The 18,717-nt window shown below is 52.6% G+C and carries 19 protein-coding genes; 15 read left to right on the forward strand and 4 right to left on the reverse strand.

Annotation, left to right across the window (positions count from 1 at the left end):
* Positions 1-23: 23 nt before the first annotated feature.
* Complete coding sequence (locus NQU17_01885; GenBank protein ID UUM12331.1) at positions 24-2,165, forward strand: AAA family ATPase; 2,142 nt, start codon at positions 24-26, stop codon at positions 2,163-2,165.
* Positions 2,166-2,356: 191 nt separating this feature from the next.
* Here the strand turns inward: NQU17_01885 and NQU17_01890 are convergent, their stop codons facing one another.
* A complete protein-coding gene (locus NQU17_01890) occupies positions 2,357-2,938 on the reverse strand; it encodes a hypothetical protein (GenBank protein UUM12332.1) in 582 nt (193 codons plus the stop codon).
* Complete coding sequence (locus NQU17_01895; GenBank protein UUM12333.1) at positions 2,935-4,104, reverse strand: cation diffusion facilitator family transporter; 1,170 nt, start codon at positions 4,102-4,104, stop codon at positions 2,935-2,937. Before NQU17_01895 ends, NQU17_01890 begins: the two co-directional genes overlap by 4 nt.
* A 231-nt stretch (positions 4,105-4,335) precedes the next feature.
* Here NQU17_01895 and NQU17_01900 point away from each other — a divergent pair, with 231 nt between their 5' ends.
* From NQU17_01900 to NQU17_01915, 4 genes are all read left to right on the forward strand, one after another.
* Positions 4,336-5,622, forward strand: coding sequence for a M18 family aminopeptidase (locus NQU17_01900; protein UUM12334.1), 1,287 nt, complete (start codon positions 4,336-4,338; stop codon positions 5,620-5,622).
* 48 nt (positions 5,623-5,670) lie between these two features.
* Positions 5,671-6,063: a desulfoferrodoxin gene (locus NQU17_01905; protein UUM12335.1), complete on the forward strand. Its 393-nt coding sequence runs from the start codon at positions 5,671-5,673 to the stop codon at positions 6,061-6,063.
* 196 nt (positions 6,064-6,259) lie between these two features.
* Positions 6,260-6,640 carry a hypothetical protein gene (locus NQU17_01910; protein ID UUM12336.1) on the forward strand — a complete coding sequence of 127 codons (381 nt, stop codon included), beginning with the start codon at positions 6,260-6,262 and terminating at the stop codon, positions 6,638-6,640.
* A gap of 104 nt (positions 6,641-6,744) precedes the next feature.
* Positions 6,745-7,266: a hypothetical protein gene (locus tag NQU17_01915; GenBank protein UUM12337.1), complete on the forward strand. Its 522-nt coding sequence runs from the start codon at positions 6,745-6,747 to the stop codon at positions 7,264-7,266.
* Between the two features lie 193 nt (positions 7,267-7,459).
* On the opposite strand, the gene NQU17_01920 is transcribed toward NQU17_01915, so the two are convergent.
* Positions 7,460-9,046 carry a peptide chain release factor 3 gene (locus NQU17_01920; protein UUM12338.1) on the reverse strand — a complete coding sequence of 529 codons (1,587 nt, stop codon included), beginning with the start codon at positions 9,044-9,046 and terminating at the stop codon, positions 7,460-7,462.
* A 529-nt stretch (positions 9,047-9,575) separates the two neighbouring features.
* Between NQU17_01920 and NQU17_01925 the strand changes: the two genes are divergently transcribed.
* Positions 9,576-9,974 carry a hypothetical protein gene (locus NQU17_01925; protein ID UUM12339.1) on the forward strand — a complete coding sequence of 133 codons (399 nt, stop codon included), beginning with the start codon at positions 9,576-9,578 and terminating at the stop codon, positions 9,972-9,974.
* A 12-nt stretch (positions 9,975-9,986) separates the two neighbouring features.
* Positions 9,987-10,382 carry a hypothetical protein gene (locus tag NQU17_01930; protein ID UUM12340.1) on the forward strand — a complete coding sequence of 132 codons (396 nt, stop codon included), beginning with the start codon at positions 9,987-9,989 and terminating at the stop codon, positions 10,380-10,382.
* A 196-nt stretch (positions 10,383-10,578) separates the two neighbouring features.
* Here the strand turns inward: NQU17_01930 and NQU17_01935 are convergent, their stop codons facing one another.
* The gene (locus tag NQU17_01935; protein ID UUM12341.1) at positions 10,579-10,929 is read right to left on the reverse strand and encodes a hypothetical protein; all 351 of its coding nucleotides are present in this window, start codon (positions 10,927-10,929) and stop codon (positions 10,579-10,581) included.
* A gap of 291 nt (positions 10,930-11,220) precedes the next feature.
* Between NQU17_01935 and NQU17_01940 the strand changes: the two genes are divergently transcribed.
* The 8 genes from NQU17_01940 (at position 11,221) to NQU17_01975 (ending at position 18,716) form a co-directional block, all read left to right on the forward strand.
* Complete coding sequence (locus NQU17_01940) at positions 11,221-11,676, forward strand: 8-oxo-dGTP diphosphatase (protein UUM12342.1); 456 nt, start codon at positions 11,221-11,223, stop codon at positions 11,674-11,676.
* A gap of 136 nt (positions 11,677-11,812) precedes the next feature.
* Positions 11,813-13,798 (forward strand): DUF2207 domain-containing protein, encoded by a 1,986-nt coding sequence (locus NQU17_01945; GenBank protein UUM12343.1) that lies wholly within the window; start codon positions 11,813-11,815, stop codon positions 13,796-13,798.
* An 89-nt stretch (positions 13,799-13,887) separates the two neighbouring features.
* Positions 13,888-14,559, forward strand: a complete 672-nt coding sequence (locus NQU17_01950) for a LemA family protein (GenBank protein UUM12344.1) — start codon at positions 13,888-13,890, stop codon at positions 14,557-14,559.
* 183 nt (positions 14,560-14,742) lie between these two features.
* Positions 14,743-15,723, forward strand: coding sequence for an RnfABCDGE type electron transport complex subunit D (locus tag NQU17_01955; protein ID UUM12345.1), 981 nt, complete (start codon positions 14,743-14,745; stop codon positions 15,721-15,723).
* 1 nt (position 15,724) lies between these two features.
* On the forward strand, positions 15,725-16,327 hold the full coding sequence (locus tag NQU17_01960) for an FMN-binding protein (GenBank protein UUM12346.1): 603 nt from the start codon (positions 15,725-15,727) through the stop codon (positions 16,325-16,327).
* Positions 16,327-16,992, forward strand: a complete 666-nt coding sequence (locus tag NQU17_01965) for an NADH:ubiquinone reductase (Na(+)-transporting) subunit D (protein ID UUM12347.1) — start codon at positions 16,327-16,329, stop codon at positions 16,990-16,992. The genes NQU17_01960 and NQU17_01965 overlap by 1 nt, the downstream gene beginning before the upstream one ends.
* On the forward strand, positions 16,992-17,591 hold the full coding sequence (locus NQU17_01970) for an NADH:ubiquinone reductase (Na(+)-transporting) subunit E (protein UUM12348.1): 600 nt from the start codon (positions 16,992-16,994) through the stop codon (positions 17,589-17,591). The genes NQU17_01965 and NQU17_01970 overlap by 1 nt, the downstream gene beginning before the upstream one ends.
* Before the next feature lie 15 nt (positions 17,592-17,606).
* Positions 17,607-18,716, forward strand: coding sequence for an FAD-binding oxidoreductase (locus NQU17_01975; GenBank protein ID UUM12349.1), 1,110 nt, complete (start codon positions 17,607-17,609; stop codon positions 18,714-18,716).
* Position 18,717: the final 1 nt, after the last annotated feature.

The following is an 18,717-nucleotide window of genomic DNA, read 5'->3' on the forward strand; positions in this document are numbered from 1 at the left end:
CCCGTTTGGGGAGGAATATCAATTTGTCAAAAGCAACTATCGATCTCGATCGCTCACGACCTCAGGTTCAGGTGGAGCTCAGCCATCTGGATGGAGTCATTCAGAGACTGAATCAGGAAGTCGCGGACCTGGCCGGACAGAAGCAGAAACTCACGGAGTATCTGGTGGATTATCGCAAGCAGATGATCGAAGAAAATAAATTTGATGAGGACATGCCGTTGGATGCATTTGATCATGAAATGTTCGCCAAGGAAGAGAACTTCAAAGCCGTTCTGCGGCGGATCAATGAACTCCAGGATCTCATCGACACTCCTTATTTCGGGAAGATCGCTTTTTCCGAAGGAAGTGACCAGGAAGAAATCTACATCGGCAAGTATGGTTTTATTGACCATGCCAGAATGGAGCCCCTCATCATCGACTGGCGGGCCCCTATTGCCACACTGTTCTATCATGGCGGCCTGGGACAGGCCAGCTATAAAACCCCGGCAGGTGACGCCCAGGCTGAGATTCTGGCCCGGCGCCAGTTCATCATCAAGGCTTCCCGCCTGCTCGGTATGTTCGACTCAGACGTTGAAGTAAGAGATGAAATTCTGCAGTATGTCCTGTCATCCAGTGCCGGAGAGAAGCTCAAGGACATCGTTATGACCATCCAGCGGGAGCAGGATGAAATCATCCGGCATCGCCCGCAGGGTGTCGCCGTGGTGAACGGCATCGCCGGTTCAGGTAAGACGACCATCGCCCTGCACCGGGTCGCCTGGCTGCTGTACAATTACCGCAAGAAGCTGGAAGACAAGGTGCTGATCCTGGGCCCTAACAACATCTTTATGGAATACATTTCTCAGGTTCTGCCCACCCTGGGTGAAACCGGAGTTCGTCAGAACACCATGGTGGACTTTATGCTGGAACTCCTCGCCGAGCCCAATCTGGATCTGCTCCCCCAGGAGGACTTTATTGAAGCCATTGCCTCCGGGGATGAGGATCTTTATCGGGATGCGGCCAGCAAACGCTCGGAGGCCAGCTTTGACCGGATGGATCGGCTGGTGAAGGATCTGGAAGCATCGCTTTACCCGGAGCAGGACATTGTTTTCTTAGGGAAAGTCCTGATGAGCCGGAATGAAATGCACCAGACCATGGCCCGCGATTTTGCCTACATGCCCCTGATTCCGCGTGCGCTGCGAATCAAGCGGGTCATTATTAACCGGATGCGCGAAGTCCGCAACCGGGAACTGCGGGAAATAGACCGCAGGTACCGGGACCTCCAGAAAAAGGTCGAGAGCGGGGCGACCCTCAATGAAGATGCATCACTGTCACGCTGGCAAAGCGTACGCCAGCTTGTCGAGAAAGTTGTACAATTCCGGGAGCAGATCACTTATCTGGGAAAAGGCAGCATTCTGGAACTGTATCAGGCTGGCAATACGATGCGGATCCTGACCCATGAGGACCTGGCACCTATGCTGTATCTGAAGCATCGCCTTCAGGGCGTGAAGCTTCCCTACGAAGTCAAATACCTGATCATCGATGAAGCCCAGGACCTGTCCCTGAATCATTTCCGCGTGATCAAGGAAATCACCGGCTGCGTCAACGCAACCATCGTCGGAGATCTCAATCAGCGGCTGATTCAATGGGAGGATGCCGGATTCCTTGAACTGGGCCGTCTGTTTGAGGATGTCAGGATCTTTGAACTGAACAAGAGCTACCGCTCCACGGATGAAATTGTGAAATACGCCGATACATTCCTGCCCAATGGAACATCCGAATCCCTGCGCAGCGGGGAGCCGGTCCAGGTGGAATCAGCGCCGGACCTTGCGTCGGCGGCGGCTCTGGTCAAGGCGCAGTATGCCCGGATGCGGGAAGACGGCGTGGAGTCCATCGCCATTCTGACTCGTGACCTGGACAGTGCGCAGGACCTGCATCAGCTTCTGAAGAATGAAATCTACTATAAGTTCATCCGGACTGAGGATGGCGTGTATTCCTCCAGCACCCTGCTGTTATCGGCCTTCCTGGCCAAGGGCCTGGAATTTGACGGAGTCATTCTGGTGGATACCAGACCCAACCGCCCCAAACCGGACCTGGTCAAATACATCATGAGCACGCGTGCCCTGCACCGTCTCCATGTGATTGAGACACAGAACGAAGACGTCAATTTCTCGGATGGTTCGAAGTAGGCATATAAGCACTGCAAAGAGAACTTCATGACTTTCATCCCGCCTCTCAATAGAGAGGGATGAAACAATAAGGCGGCCCCTGTCGTATCCTGAGGATATAACAGGGGCCGCCTTTGCGAATGCAAATATAACATTTATAGAATACAGCCAAATTCAGATGGGATTGCGGATCATTGGTCTGGTTTGAGCATTTACTGCCTGCTCACCCGGAGGGACAGCACAGAGAGAAACAGCTTGGACTGAATGAGCTGATCCAGATCGACTTCGAAGGGACTGCCCCAGGAGCTGACGTGGAGCATGGCCCGATCGGCCTCGAGGTCCAGTCCGGTGATCAGGACCCAGTGATTTTTAAAGTCCCGGCGATAAACAGCGCCGGGGCGGTTGGGTCCCATGAGCAGGGGCAGGGGATGATCCGTCTCCAGGGAGCTGATGATGAGGCGCAGGACGCGTTCCCGCCCCTTCGGGCTATGCCGGAAGAGGGTTTGCCGGATAGGATCCAGGTGAAAGCCGGAGCGCTCAAACAGGCGTCTGGCCCCTCGGATAAACTGCTGGGGAAGTACCACCGGTCCGCTCAGGAAGCGGGTGATCAATTCCTGGAGGCGGGTTATGTCCGACTGGTTCAGGCGGAGGTTGCGGTACCAGGCATACAGGTTGGCCAGTGCCACCGGTCCGCAGCCCGTCTGCAGCTGATACTTCTGGGGAAACCACATCTGACTGCCTCCATAGCTCTCCAGAGAAATGTCAAAAGGACGGCTTAAGCGATAAGATCTCATGATTTACTCCAGCCGTGACTCATGAGGTTGTGTACCTCGAGGTGAAGGTCAGGTTCCAGCTGATGATCCCGGACAATCTGCTCAGCAACTCGCTGAGTGGAGGCCAGATCAGTTTCCGGGTCTACTACCAGTTCAGCGATGTATCGGGTCTCGTGCTCGCGCAGTCTCACATCATGGAGCGAGCGAACGCCATCGACCTGGAGGAGTTCATCCCTGAGATGACGGACGATGGCCACTTTTTTCTCGTCCGCCATCCGGATCGGATCCATATGGATTACCAGTTCTACGTCGAGTTCGCGTAGGACCCGTTTTTCCAGATCATCAATAATGTCATGAATTTCGGTTACGGAGATGTCATCCCGCACCTCGACATGAGTGGTGGCAAAAACCGTACTAGGTCCGTAATTATGGGTCACCGTATCATGAACTCCAAAAACTTCTTCGTTGCTCAGGAGGATTTGATTCATCCGTTCAATCAGCTCTTCGTCGGCCTGAGTCCCAAGCAGGGGATTCAAGGTTTCCCGAATCAGCTCCCAGGCACTTTTCACGATCATGCCGGCGACAAACAATCCAATGTAGCCGTCAATTTCGATATGGCTGAAGTGGGAAAACAGGAGCCCGGCCACGACGGTGGAGGAGATCATGACGTCTCCTTTGGCATCCAGGGCAGATGCCTTGAGCGCCGAGGAGTTGATTTTATTTCCAATAGTATGATTGAAACCGGAGATCCAGATTTTTGAGAAGATGGAGACAATCAGCAGGATGATAGGAATCCAGCGGAATTCCAGCGGGGTGGGGTTTAAGATTCGCCGGACAGACGTCACAAGAAACTGGATGCCGACGTAGAGTACCAGCACCGAGACAATCAGGCCGGAAAAATATTCAATCCGTCCGTGGCCATAGGGGTGTCCTTCATCAGCGGGGCGGTTGCCCAGGCGGAAGCCGATCATGGTAATCAGGGATGAGGCAGTATCCGACAGGTTGTTGAACGCATCGGCGATGACGGAGATACTGTTCATCAACAGACCCACCGTGAGCTTCAGTCCAAACAGGGCAATATTGACAAGAATACCCACCGCCGAACCCAGATAACCGTATTTTTCCCGTACGGCCGGATCCTGAACATTGTCACTCTTAATAAAACGCTTAATTAAAAAATCAGTCATGGGTTCCTCTTTTCACGATACCAGGTGGATCTTTATTTTTGACGGGCAGTGCCCAGTCCAATTATTTCACTATAGCACACGTGAGATATCATACCCGTCTCCAGGGCGAGAATTCAAGGAAAATTAACGGCATGATGGAGAGAATCAATCTCAGGAGGGGCCTTTGTTTGCTATACTGGTACTGTATGAAAAGAGGCTGAATAAAGCCCGGAAAGAAACAGGAGGAAGATTATGACGAAGAAAGAACTGGCACAGGATCTGATGGACTTTTTGCATCGCGGCTCCAGCGCCTACCAGGCGGTGGCGGACATCGCCGATACTTTGGAGCGCGCGGGCTACCGGGAACTGAAAGGAGACGCGGACTGGTCCGTAAAAGAAGGGGATAAAGTTTACTACATCAAGAACGGATCCTCGATCTTCGCAGTGGACCTTGGAGCAGGCACCTATCACAATGGATTCCGGCTGATCGGTTCCCATTCCGATTCGCCCTCCTTTCGGATCAAGCCAAACTGCGAAATGCGTTCAGAAGGTTTCGTTCGTCTGAATACAGAAGTTTATGGCGGCCCGATCCTGAACACCTGGTTTGACCGGCCCTTGTCGGTAGCCGGACGGGTCGCGGTGAAATCGAATGACCCCATGGCCCCCCAGCTGATGAATATTGATCTGGAGCGTCCGGTGCTCTATATTCCCAATCCAGCCATCCACATGAACCGGGAAGTCAACAAGGGCGTTGAACTGAATCCTCAGACTCAGGTGCTTCCAATTGTCTGCCTGGAAGAAACAGCCACGGAAGAAAAGATCTTCCAGCAGCTGATTGCCCAGAAGCTGGAGATTGAGGTTGAGGACATTCTCGATTACGAACTGTACCTCTATGAGACAGCCAGGGGAGAACTGGTCGGACTCAAGGAAGAATTTATCTCCTCCAAGCGCATGGATAATCTGGCTATGGCCCATGCTTCCTTGAAAGCAATGCTGGAAACCACCGGAAAGGGAATCCGCGTGGCAGCGGTTTACGACAACGAAGAAGTCGGATCGCGCACCAAGCAGGGAGCCGGTGCCCCCACTCTGGCCCATCTTCTGGAGCGGCTCGTCTATGCCCTGGGCGGCTCACGGGCGGACTACCTCCAGGCTCTGGAAAAATCTTTCATGGTCTCCGCGGACCTGGCTCACGCGGTTCATCCCAACTTCAGTGAATTCGCCGATCCGACCAACCGGCCGCGCATGAATCAGGGACCGGTGATCAAGATCGCCGCCAATCAGAGTTACACCTCGGATGCTCAGTCCACCGCTGTGTTCAAGGCGATTTGTGAAAAAGCCGGCGTTCCCTGTCAGACCTATGTGAACCGCTCTGATAAATCCGGCGGCTCAACCATCGGCCCCATCTCTTCCACGGTCCTGCCGATCCGTTCCGTCGACATTGGCAATGCGATCCTGGGCATGCACTCCATCCGCGAACTGGCCGGAGTCGATGACCACTGGTTTGTTTACCAAGCATTCAAAGTTTTTTACGGGAATTAAGGCTATAATAGAGACAGTACTAATCCACGATTTCAAGGAGGAGATATAATGGCAATTGAAGTAAAAGAAATCTACAAATGCAATGTATGCGGCAATGTGGTTGAGGTTTTGCTCGCCGGAGGCGGCGCATTGGTATGCTGCGGAGAGGAAATGAAACTGCTCAAGGAGAACACAGTGGACGCTGCTCTGGAAAAACACGTTCCGGTTATTGAAGCTGCTGAAGGCGGCGTATGGGTGAAAGTTGGATCTGTGGCTCATCCCATGCTCCCGGAACATTGGATTTCCACCATTGAAGTTCTCACCAAAAACGGTCAGGTACTGCGCCAGGATCTCAACCCCGGCGATGCACCGCAGGCCTTCTTCCAGGTCGCCATTGACGAAGTGGAACTTGCCAGAGAATACTGCAACCTGCATGGACTCTGGGTCAAAGCCAACGCTTAATCACGAGAAAGACCACATATGGACAAGGCAGGGGAGCCAACGCTTCCCTGCCTTTCATGTGACATCATAATCCAGGCAGCAATCCAGAAACTGCTGCACGGAGCTGCCCTCAGACTTCCTTTTGATCTGTGCCGCCTCCCAATTGTCTCGAGGACTGGTGCACTCAGTATTTCCATTTTTGAGAAACGGGGTAACAATGAAAAAAATTATCAGCAGGGAATCCATTGGCTTTTTTACCATCAGTCTGACTGTCTTTCTGGTGGGGGCGGATTTCCCGCCGCCTGCCGGTTTCTGGATCATCGGGCTGATCCTCCTGGTATTCACCTTAATTCAGGCACGATTTCTCGGTTGGCTGGTGCCCCGGATCCGGCGGGAGAGAACGTTCCGGCAGACCATGCTGTTCTATCTGACCAGCGCCCTGGTTCTGGCCGCGCCGTTTTTCGTTCCGATCGATACCTTGACCCAGCGCTTTCCCTGGATCATACTGAGCCTGATCGCGGGATTTCTTTTCGGAGCGTTTGTGTGGCTGGTTCACTGGCTGATGATGACCCGGTATCAAAATCAGTGGCAGGAGTAATGAACTCTTCATTCTGTTTTAATCGATCTGTGTTATGATGTGAATCAACATGAATCATAATCATTAAGTTAGACCGAGAATCATTATGTATGGAGGAGATGTCTGTGGATTTCCTGTTTTTTTTAATTATCATCATTAGTATTATCTCCTGGATTGGCGGTGCCGGAAAGGCCAGCCGGACCGGGGGCCAATACCGAGGCTATCAAAAGCCCAATCAGCCGGGAGGGCTCATTAATCCGCCGTCAGCCACCACTCAGCCAAGACAGGCAGCTCAGGCAAAGACCAGCTGGCAGGACCTGGAGAAGCGGCTGAATGATTCCCTCCAGAATTCAACCCACGTCGGACGCAGAGCGGCTGAAAAAGCCCAGGCTTCCAAATTTTCCAATTCAGCCATGAAATCGGACAGTACCATGCGCGGCAACAACAGTCCCCTGGTTAAGTCAACCTTCCATAATCATGAGGAAGCCTCCGGCTATTTGCGCGATGAAATGACGGAATCCAGAGTCCTGTGGGCACAGAACCGCCAGCAGATGCAGCGGGTCAATCAGGATTTCAATCAGTTTGTAGCCCACCAGCATGAACAGATCCGCCGCATGATGCAGGATGCCCGGTCCGTTGACCGGTAACTTGGATATTGAACAACATAAAAAAACTGGAGCATTGATGGCTCCAGTTTTTTTATGTTGTTTGGGGTTAGAAACTTCATCCAGGACTTCATCCCGGACTTCATCCAGGACTTCATCCAGGACTAAGTCCAAGACTGCATCCTTTGCTTTGATCCAAGTCCTGGATAAAAGTGAAATGGCAGATCGGATACCCTTAGCTGCCCAGGGCAGACAGAACCAGTCCCTTATTGTGGTCCAGAGCCCAGGCGATGCCCCACTCGTTGGAGAAAATGATGACATGACGGCCTTTGGAGTCAACCAGGCGCTTGGAGTCAGAGGTCAGAGACAACGCTTCCGGATCCTTATCCCAGTGCTCAATCCAGCGGACATGGCAGTAGGAGAGCTGATCCAGGCGAATGTCGACGCCATACTCATTTTTAAGTCGGTATTCCAGAACTTCAAACTGCAGGACACCCACTACACCGGCGATGATTTCTTCCATTCCGGCATAGTCTTCTTTATAAACCTGGATAGCGCCTTCCTGGGCCACCTGAGTGATTCCCTTGACGAACTGCTTGCGCTTCATGGTGTCCACCGGCCGGATCCGGGCATAATGTTCCGGGGCAAATGCCGGGATGGGATCAAATTTAAACTTATTGGACGCCGGGCAGAGCGTATCTCCAATGGAGAAAATGCCCGGATCGAATACACCGATGATGTCGCCGGCATAAGCTTCTTCGACAATTTCACGGTCCTGCGCCAGGAACTGCTGGGGCTGTGCCAGTTTAATCTTGCCCTTGCCTTCCATATGGAATACTTCCATGCCCCGTTCAAATTTCCCGGATACGATTCGCATAAAGGCGATTCGGTCGCGGTGAGCCGGGTTCATGTTGGCCTGAATTTTAAAAACGAAGGCCGAGAAGAATGGATCAAAGGGATGGATGGATCCCTGATCGGAATTTCGTTTCAGCGGAGCCTGTGTCAGCTTGAGGAAATGTTCCAGGAAGGGTTCTACACCGAAGTTAGTCAGGGCAGAACCAAAGAAGACCGGAGACAGTTCCCCTTTGGAGACGGCTTCGAAATTGAAATCATCGCCGGCGATGTCCATCAGCTCGATGTCTTCTTTGAGCTTATCCAGCTGATGCGGCGCGATATGGGCCCGTTCTGACTCATTGTTCAGATCAATGATTTCGGTATCGGCTTCCTTGGATCCGTGCTTTCCGCCGGAGAACAGGAGGACTCGTTCCGCTTCACGTTCATACACGCCGGAAAATTCCTTGCCGGAACCCAGGGGCCAGTTCATGGGATAAGTCCGGATGCCGAGGACATCCTCGATTTCCTGCATCAGCTCAAAGGGATCCCGGGCTTCCCGGTCCATTTTATTGACAAAGGTAAAAACCGGGATTCCCCGCAGGGAACAGACCTGGAACAGCTTCTTCGTCTGTTCCTCCACGCCTTTGGCTCCGTCAATGACCATGACCGCTGAATCCGCCGCCATCAGGGTCCGGTAGGTATCCTCCGAGAAGTCCTGATGTCCGGGAGTATCCAGAATGTTGATGCAGAATCCGTCGTAGTTAAACTGCATGACGGAGGAGGTTACGGAGATTCCCCTCTGTTTTTCGATTTCCATCCAGTCACTGGTTGCGTGGCGGGCAGCCTTGCGTGCTTTGACCGAACCGGCCTCCCGGATCGCGCCTCCGTACAGCAGCAATTTTTCCGTCAGTGTCGTTTTACCGGCATCCGGATGGGATATGATGGCAAACGTTCGCCGTCTTTCTATTTCCTTACGTATATCGTCCATGGGAAACCTCCCGATTTCATAGTCACAGTTCTAAAAAAAATCAAACATTACAAGTATATACGAAATAAGGATTAAAAAAAAGTGGATTTCGTAAACAGGCTGTTTCCCGATCTGATTCCGGTAGGACATGGATAGCGTGTGGAAATGATCGGGAAATTGTCAGTAAGTGGTTGGAAAGTGATCGGATGTTTTCGGCTGGCTCAGGACTGCTGGTTCAGGATTGCTGGTTAAGTACTGCTGGTTTAAAAAAGTTCATTATTTCTGTTGGAAAAGAAAAAAATGAGAACATTTTATATCGAATGAGCACTAAAGAGCTTAATTTAGTAAAATAAACGTATAAATTTCGAGTGATTTATGATGTTGCGATCACACTTGATTGAGCCGGGGAAGAAGGTGAAGATCGGCTTGGTCGCCATCTCACCCTTGACTGAGCCGACACGACTTTCTGAAGGAAACCTGCGGTGTGGTCAGGATCCGGATCTCATCGACGAATTGTTCGATTTAAATAAAAACAAGGAGTGACTACAGGATGAATAGACATACGAAACGTACCGGACTGCTGCTGGCAGGACTCATGGCCGGTTCACTGCTGGTGGGGTGTTCCGCCGGTACGCCTGCAAACACTACTTCGGCGGCAACCTCTGCTGTGACAACCGCTGCACCAGCTACGACCCAGCCGGGGACTCAGACCACGGAACTGGAACTGACGCTGGAAGAACTGGCAAAATATGACGGAAAGAACGGCCAGCCTGCCTATGTGGCAGTGGATGGCATCATCTACGACGTGACGAATTCCCCGGCCTGGAAGGGCGGAGGCCACAACGGCTTTACGGCCGGCAAGGATCTCACGCAAGAAATCAAGAATGTGTCACCGCATGGAGTTTCCAAGCTGGGCAATGTTCCGGCTGTCGGCAAATTGAAAAAATAGGGGGTACAGCGGATGGATTACCGACTCCTTGGTTACCTCAACGTTCTGATCGTGGGACTGCTGATTCTGCCGTTTATCCTGAACCGGATCAGCCGATATCTGTCAGCCGAGGCAAAAGCCGCCATGAAAGACGTCACCAAATTCCTGCGGAAGCTGCATAAGCCATTAGGGATTGTATTTCTGGCAACGGGGCTCATCCACGGCTACCTGGCCCTGGGCGGCATTTCCCTTCATACCGGAACCCTGCTCTATGCAACCGTCATTGTCCAGGCCGGTCTGGGCGGCGCCTTCTACCGGACCAAGAAGAAAGGTCTGTTCAAAGCTCATCGGATGATGGCATTTGTAATCGCGGGACTTCTCCTGCTTCACTATGTCGCGCCCGGCGCGCTGTATCAGCTGATCCGATAGTAATTCTGAATGAAGTTGAAGCTTCACGGAAGGAAGACGTTTGGACGGCGATCGGTCCTTTGCGCGTGGTCATGGCGATGTTCCCTGACTGCGAATTCGATCGATCGCAACACTCAAGCAGCCGATGCCCTCTGGTCGATCCAGTGAGCATCGGCTGTTTTTCATCCAGGTGATTGAGCTCAGGTGCGGGGTACCATTATAGGTCCGGTCGGATCTCGACCTCGTCGCCATAGATATCTTTCTCGAAGTCATAGAATTCATCTTCCGGAGAAGGAACTGGTTCCTCCGACAAGCAGGTTTCCAGCTCTTTGGAACGCACCAGATCAGGGAGGGGTTGCTTAACCGGCTTGATTTCCGGCCGGATCACCTCAGTTGGCAGGTGTTCCACCTCATAACCTGTGCCAAGAGGCAGTTTTTCAACCTTCGGCTTCCTGATTTCCTCTTTCATTTCAGGCTCCGGTGTCTGGTCCGGCTGTTCTGTGACGGGCTTTCGTTCCTCGGCTTTGCTGCGGTCATGTTCTTTGTCTGAAGAATAATGTGTCACCATAAGGGGCCTCCTTTCAGGCATCGTCCAAAGGGTTGGCAGAAGGATGCGAGTACTGGTCTTGACCGTATCGTAACACAAGAAACTGGCCAAAGTAGTTCCAGTTTGTAAAGGAAATTTTAATTTTACCGAAAGCCGCCTTTAACCCTGGCTTAACCCGGACGCTGCACAATAAAAGCATTGCGGAATGGATGATGCCGGGAGGTTTCACAGAGAAGCTGCCGGCGTCATGCAGTACGAGAAAAAGATTGGAATCGGCATCGGCTTTTACGTGGTGCCGGTTGGGGGAGGATTATGAATCGAATTGAACCTGTGGAATTGACGAACATGATCATGATTTACCGGGGGGATCAGATTCTGGTTCAGGAGCGCCTGAATCCGGACTGGCCCGGCGTTACGTTTCCGGGAGGCCATGTTCAGCCGAGGGAGTCCTTCATCGAGGCAGCCCGGCGAGAGGTATGGGAAGAAACCGGTCTGACTGTCTCCCATTTATCCCTGTGCGGGGTCAAGCAATGGACGCAGAAGGACGGAGCGTTCCGGTATGTCGTCCTATTCTTTAAAAGCGATTCCTTTGAAGGGGAAATCAAGGATTCCAGAGAAGGCAGAGTATTCTGGATTCGACGGGAGGAACTGGACGGGCTGACCTTATCCGATGGGTTTCGGCAGATGCTGGAGGTGTTTGACCAGGATGGGCTGTCTGAGAATTACCATTGGCTGGAAGATGGTGCCTGGCAGTGCAGAAATTTGTAGCGGAGAACCAATGGGGGGGAATTGTAGACAGTGTTTGAACATTTGGACTGCTTCATTGTAACTGAAGGGGAGCTATACTAAGATGAAATTGACTGGAGATATTAATGACAGAAGAAAGGATGGTGATGAATCATCGATGTTCCGAAAATTTAAAGTATTGCCGTCGCTTCTCCTGCTGATCCTGGCCTTTGCAGCCGCGCTGCTTCCGGGAAGGACCGCCCTGGCTGCCGGCAGCTTCGGCATCAGCCGTTATGAAGCGACCTATGAGGTGCAATCCAACGGTTCCGTAAAGGTGACTGAAACCATTGAGTTTGATATCCAGGGGGATATCAACGGCGTCTTTCGGGATGTGGATACTAACCTGGGGGATCGCCTGCGAAATACCACAGCCAAGCCGGTCGGAATCGACTTTGTCAGCGCAGCGGTGGTTGAGAACGGAACAGAACGCGTGCTCTACATGACCGATGAGGGAACGGGACGAGCAGGTCTGTTTGAATTCTATGAAGGAGACAAACAGAACATTTACCGGTTCAAGGTGTTTGAGCCCTCCAGCGATGAGCGGAAAAGCATCCGCTTCCGCTATACCCTGACCAATGCCGTTGTCAAATTCAATGACATTGCCACACTCAACTGGAATATGGTTGATGCCAACTGGGGCGTCCCCATCGAAAATGTCAAAATTACGATTCGGATCCCGCGGGGTGCCGCCAAATCAGATCTCAAGATCTTCTCGCATGGTGATTTGACTGGCTTCAATGAGATCCTGAATGAAACAACCTTCAATGTCGAGATCCCGCTGGTGGATCCGGGCGCGGTTGTGGAAAATCTGGTGATCTTTCCTCTGAGCCTTGTTCCGGACTCGCAGAATATCGTGGCGGTTACAGAACTTCCCAGAATTTTGGAGGAAGAAGCCAGGTATGCGGAGGAAGCCAATCAGGCCAGGGAAGAAGCCAAAGCCCGTGTCGAAGCCGAGAAAAAGCGGCTGGAAGACGAACGGCTGCGGCGGGAAACCGGCAGGACCCTGAGTCCGTTTATTCTGGCACTGGGCGCCATCGGAGCAGCCGTCGCCGGCTTTATCGGAATCCGCTATGGCCGGGAACGCAAACCTCAGTTCACCGGCGACTATTACCGCGAACTGCCGGGAGACTATACGCCGGCTGTCATGAGTTATCTGCTGGAGCGCGGTACTCAGTCCAAGGACATCATGGCAACACTGATGGATCTGGCCCGCAAGGACATCCTCTCGATTGAGCCCTATCAGACGGTGAAGCGTTCCCTGTTCGGGGAGAAGTCGGAAACCGACTACCGGCTTCGCAGTCAGGGGCCAACTGAGCAGCAGCTGTCGAAGCTGATGGCCCATGAGCGGTTCCTCTACGACTGGTTCATCAATGACCTGGGTGATGGTCAGACACTGGCCATGGACGATCTGGAAAGCCTGATGAAGCGCCAGGCCAACGCCTATCAGTTCAATCGGGACTATGCCCAGTTCAAGGGCTACGTGACCGGACAGGGCGAAGCCATGGGATTCCGCGAAGCCAACAAAACAACCGGCTCGGCCGTGTTCTACCTGGTCGGTCTGGTGTTCATGGCTGGCGGCGCGTTTGTGCTGCTGCGCTATTTCAACTTCCTCGGCGTGGTGCCGATTATTGCTGGCGTGGCCGTCATTGCGGTGAATGCCTCGATGTACTTCAAGCGCAAGCTGACCCAGTACGGAGCGGACCAGACGGCGATGTGGAAGGCCTTCAAGAACTTCCTGCTGACCTTCTCCAACATGGACAAGGCCGAAATCCCAGCTCTTGCAATCTGGAACCATTATCTGGTCTACGCCACTTCACTGGGCGTGGCCAAGGAAGTCATCGACCAGCTGCCCAAGGTATACACCATGCAGCAGCTGCAGGATCCTACCTTCACCCGGACCTTCTATCCGGACTTCTACTTTGGCCGAGGCTATATGATGATGGACCGCTCACTTAATCAGGCCATTTCGACAGCCAATCAGACCATTCAGAAAGCCGAAGCAGTGGCAGCCTCCAGGCGCTCCTCCTCATCCGGCGGCGGCGGCGGGTTCTCCGGCGGCTCATCTGGCGGCGGCGGTGGCGGCGGTGGCGGTGGTGTCTTCTAAAGAGATCTTTATCGCAGCGCAAATCATCGCCAATTCATATCTAAAATTTCAGAACGGATCAAAATACAGGAAGAAAAAGGAGAAACAAGATGCCAACATTATTCTGGGTACTATTAGGAATCATCGTGGTACTGGCCCTGGTGGTCATTTCCATGTACAACGGACTGGTAAGCATGCGCAATCAAGTGCGCAACGCTTACGCGCAGATGGATGTGCAGATGAAGAACCGGGCGGATCTGATCCCTGGCCTGGTGGAAACCGTAAAAGGCGCAGCCGGCCACGAGCGCGGCACGCTGGAAGCCGTCATTCAGGCCAGATCGGCCGTCATGAATGCGGCCACGCCGGATGAAGCCATGGAAGCCAACAATCAGATGACTTCCGCCCTGAACCGCATGATGCTTCTGGTCGAAAATTATCCGGAGCTGAAAGCCAATGCCAATTTCCAGCAGCTGATGGGCGAACTGAAGGATGCGGAGGAAAAAATCCGGTACTCCCGCCAGTTCTACAACGATACGGTTCAAAAGTACAACACCAAGATCGAAGTCTTCCCGTCCAATATCATCGCCGGCATGTTCGGATTCCGGGCAGAGCGCTTCTTCGAGATTACCGAATCCGAACGGCAGGCTCCGCGGGTTGATTTCTCCGGCATGTATGACGCCAATTACAACAAGAACGATGCCTACGCTCAGAAGGCGCCCAAGACGGATACGGCCGGAACGCCGCAGAGTCTGGACGATCTGAAGAACGGACGGAACCAGTAACCGCATCATGCACTGTGAACAGGACTCACCGGGTCCTGTTCTTTTTTTAACAATTAGTTACTAAAAAACGATTGTAGGAGAATAATCTGGCCCCAATTCATGAATAAATTTAAAATAAAGCAGAATTGTAAACGAGTTGGGTTATAATTAGAAGTGTTAAAATATTTACTGTGAGGTCTTATTATGCAAATTACAAAGTACCTAACCAAACAGAAAATGATGAGGACAGTTCTTTGGAGTCTGCTTCCGATCTATCTATTTTCGATCTATCTGTTTGGCTGGAGGGTTCTCCTGGTGCTGGCCGTATCTCTTGTGAGCGCATTTGCCGGTGAATTGGTCATCATGCGAATGATTAATGGAGACAAGGCCAAGGTATCGGAAGCCGCTCTGGTCACCGCAGCACTCTTCACGCTGACGCTTCCTCCCACCATTCCGCTGTGGATCACAGTGGTCGGCACTCTGTTCGGCATTATCTTTGGCAAAGCCATTTTTGGCGGATTCGGCAAGAATGTCTTCAATCCGGCTTTGGTTGGCCGCGCCTTTGTTTATGTCAGCTTTCCGATTCAGATGACGGTCAACTGGCAGAAGCCGTTCAGCGGGTTCCCCGGCGGATTCATGCACTGGGCAGGCACTGCGGATCTGGCTACTTCCGTGACGCCCATGATCGACATGGAAGTCAACGGACTGTCCACCAATCCACTGAACCTGTTCATCGGAAATATTTCCGGATCCATGGGTGAAACCTCGGCCATTCTGATTCTTCTGGCTGCAGCCTACCTGATCTATACTAAGACTGCTTCCTGGAAGATTATGGCCTCAGTAGCTGCTTCGGGCATCGTGTTTACTCTGCTGTTCGGCGCCCTGGGCGGCCCGCAGGGGGATCCGGTGTTCTCGATTCTGTCCGGCGGCTTCCTGTTCGGTACCGTATTCATGGCCACGGATCCGGTATCGGCTCCCATGAAGGATACCTCCAAGATCCTGTACGGCATCCTGATCGGCTTTGTCACCATGGTCATTCGGAGTTTCTCTCTCTTTACGGAAGGCATGATGTTTGCCATTCTGATCGCCAACTCCTTTGCCCCCCTGATTGACCTGAACGTTAAGAACTGGGAGGCGAAGAAAAAAGCGAAAGCCGCTCCCCCACCATTCAAGGAGGTGAAATAGCATGAAAAAAGGATATCAGTATACCGTTATCTTCATGATCATCGTTGCCAGCTTTTTCACCGCACTGCTCTCCACCGCGCAGACGGCCATGAATCCGAAGATTGCCGAAAACAAGGAGATCGCCCGCCGTCAGGCCATTCTGTACGCCTTTGACGTTCCCAGCGGCCAGACCAATGAGGAGGTCAGCCAGACCTATGACAAATACGTCAAGCCGGATACCCGGACCATCGAGGGAACGTCCATTGAAGCGTTCCAGCTGGTGGATGATGCCGGCCAGGTAAAGGGCTACGCCTTCCCCTTCGACGGCCCTGCCCTGTGGGGGACCATCCGTGGCTATCTCGCCGTGACGGAAGACCTGAAAGAAATCAAGGGTCTGACCTTTACCGAGCAGAACGAAACTCCTGGTCTGGGCGGACGAATTGATGAAGAACCCTTCAAGAATCAGTGGCGCGGTGTGCCGCTGCCCGATGGCGATCTGGCCTATGGCATCATCGGCGACAAGAAGGTGGATGCCATCTCCGGAGCAACCCAGTCTTCCACGGCAGTGACAAAAGCACTGAACATACTGAAGCAAAACGTCATTTCCAAATGGGAGGTAAAATAATGGCTACCGAATCAGCAAAACAAGTCGCGATCCGAAATATCTGGACCGATAACCAGGTTCTGCGCCAGATTCTTGGCATCTGTTCCTCCCTGGCGGTAACCAACCGGATGCAGAATTCTCTGGTTATGGGGCTCGGTGTGCTGTTTGCCACCGCTCTGTCCAGCCTCACGGTTTCCGCCATGCGGAATCTGATCCCGCAGAGGATCCGTATGATCATTCAGGTTCTGATCATTTCCTTCTACGTCATCATTGTCAACATCATCCTGCAGGCTTTCCTGCCGGATATTTCCAAACAGCTGGGACCCTATGTCGGTCTGATCATTACCAACTGCATCATCATGGGCCGGATGGAAGCCTACGCGGCCAAGAATCCTCCGCTGATCTCGATGCTGGACGGAATGTTCGCCGGTCTTGGCTACACCATCGTTCTTTTGATCATTTCCTTCATCCGTGAAATTCTGGGCTTTGGCACCGTGTTCGGCATGGCGCTGCCCTTTGAATTCACTAAGTGGACCCTGATGGTCATGCCGCCTGCCGCCTTCTTCATCATTGGCACACTGGTCTGGGCTGTCAACAATTACCAGGCCGGCCGAGAAGAACGCCAGGGCATTGTCCGCTCCGGCAGTCTGACCGTCCAGAAAAAACCGGAAGGGGGAACGAACTAATGGAAGTTGCACCGAATATCAGCCCGATTGTCATTTTCTTCGCGTCGATTTTCACATCCAACATGATCCTGTCGAATTTCCTGGGGATGTGTTCCTACCTCTCCGTTTCCAGTGAATTCAAGACAGCCAACGGACTGGGCAAGGCCGTTGTTCTGGTTCTGGTCATCACCAACTCGGTGAACTGGCTTTTGAACAAGTACGTCATCATGCCTCTTGGCATTGAATATCTGTCCTTCATTATCTACATCATGGTCATCGCGGCCATTGTCCAGATCCTGGAAATGGCGCTGGATCGCTATCTGCCGGATCTGCACTCCAAGCTGGGTATTTTCCTTCCTCTGATTACGGTCAACTGTGCCGTGCTCGGAGCTACCCTGTTCCAGGATATCCGCAACTACAGCTTCCTGCAGACGTTCCTGTTCAACCTGGGATCCGGCATTGGCTGGTGGATGGCCATTTCCATGCTGGCCGCCATCAAGGAGAAGATCTCCAAGAACAAGATGCCGCGCGGTTTGCAGGGCATCGGCATATCCTTCATCATCACCGGCATCATGGCCCTGGCGTTCATTGGATTCTCCGGCATCTTCGTAATACAGTAGGGAGGCGAGCAAAACATGATTCAAGATATTTTGACCGGCACCTTTAGTATTACAGCCATCGCCGGCGGCCTGGCCGTGATCATTTCGGTGGCGGAGCGCTACCTGAACAACTACGGCGAATGCAAGATCGACATTAATGACGGAACCAAGGAACTGGTGGTGGACGGCGGAAACAATCTTCTGACCACTTTATCCGACAAAAAGCTCTTTATTCCTTCCGCATGCGGCGGCAAAGCCACCTGTGGCCTGTGCAAGGTCCAGGTGTTTGAAGGGGCCGGCCCTCTGCTGCCCACTGAGGAACCTTACCTGACCCAGAAAGAACGGGACAACCACTACCGACTGGCCTGTCAGATCAAGGTCAAAGGAAACATGAAACTGGGCATTCCGGAAGAACTGTTCAACATCAAGGAATACAATACCAGACTGGTTTCCCTGAAGGATCTGACCTACGACATCAAAGAGCTGCGCATGGAGCTCCCGGCCGGTGAAACCGTCAATTTCAAGGCGGGACAGTTCATGCAGTTCTATACCAAACCCTATGACAAGGTGAAGGAAGAGGTCTTCCGGGCCTATTCCATTTCATCACCCCCTCAGGACAACAATCATGTGGAACTGGTCATTCGCCAGGTACCGGAAGGCCTCTGCTCAACCTATGTCCACAAGCATCTCAAGGAAGGGGATCAGGTCCGGCTGTCCGGCCCCTACGGAGATTTCTACTACCGAGGCAACTGCGACACCATGATCATGGTAGCGGCCGGTTCAGGACTTGCGCCGATGCGCTCTCTGATCTACGACAACCTGCATAAGAAGGTGCCCGTGGACATGGTCTTCTACTTCGGAGCCAGAGCCCAGGATGATCTCTACTACATCGAAGAGTTCACCAAGCTGGCCGAGGAAAACGAAAACTTTACATTTATTCCCACCCTGTCCCGGCCGGATGAGGGTTGGACCGGCGACAAGGGCCGTGTCACCGATCTGCTGGATCGAGATCTGGAAGACGGAACCGGCGCCCAGGGCAAGGAAGCCTATCTGTGCGGATCCCCGGGGTTCCTGAAGTCCGTGAATGAAATGCTGATGAAAAAGGGCTTCGACAAGGAAACCCAGATATTCTATGACGAATTCTAGG

The sequence above is a fragment of the Clostridiaceae bacterium HFYG-1003 genome, assembly GCA_024579835.1.
GTDB lineage: Bacteria > Bacillota > Clostridia > Clostridiales > Clostridiaceae > JG1575.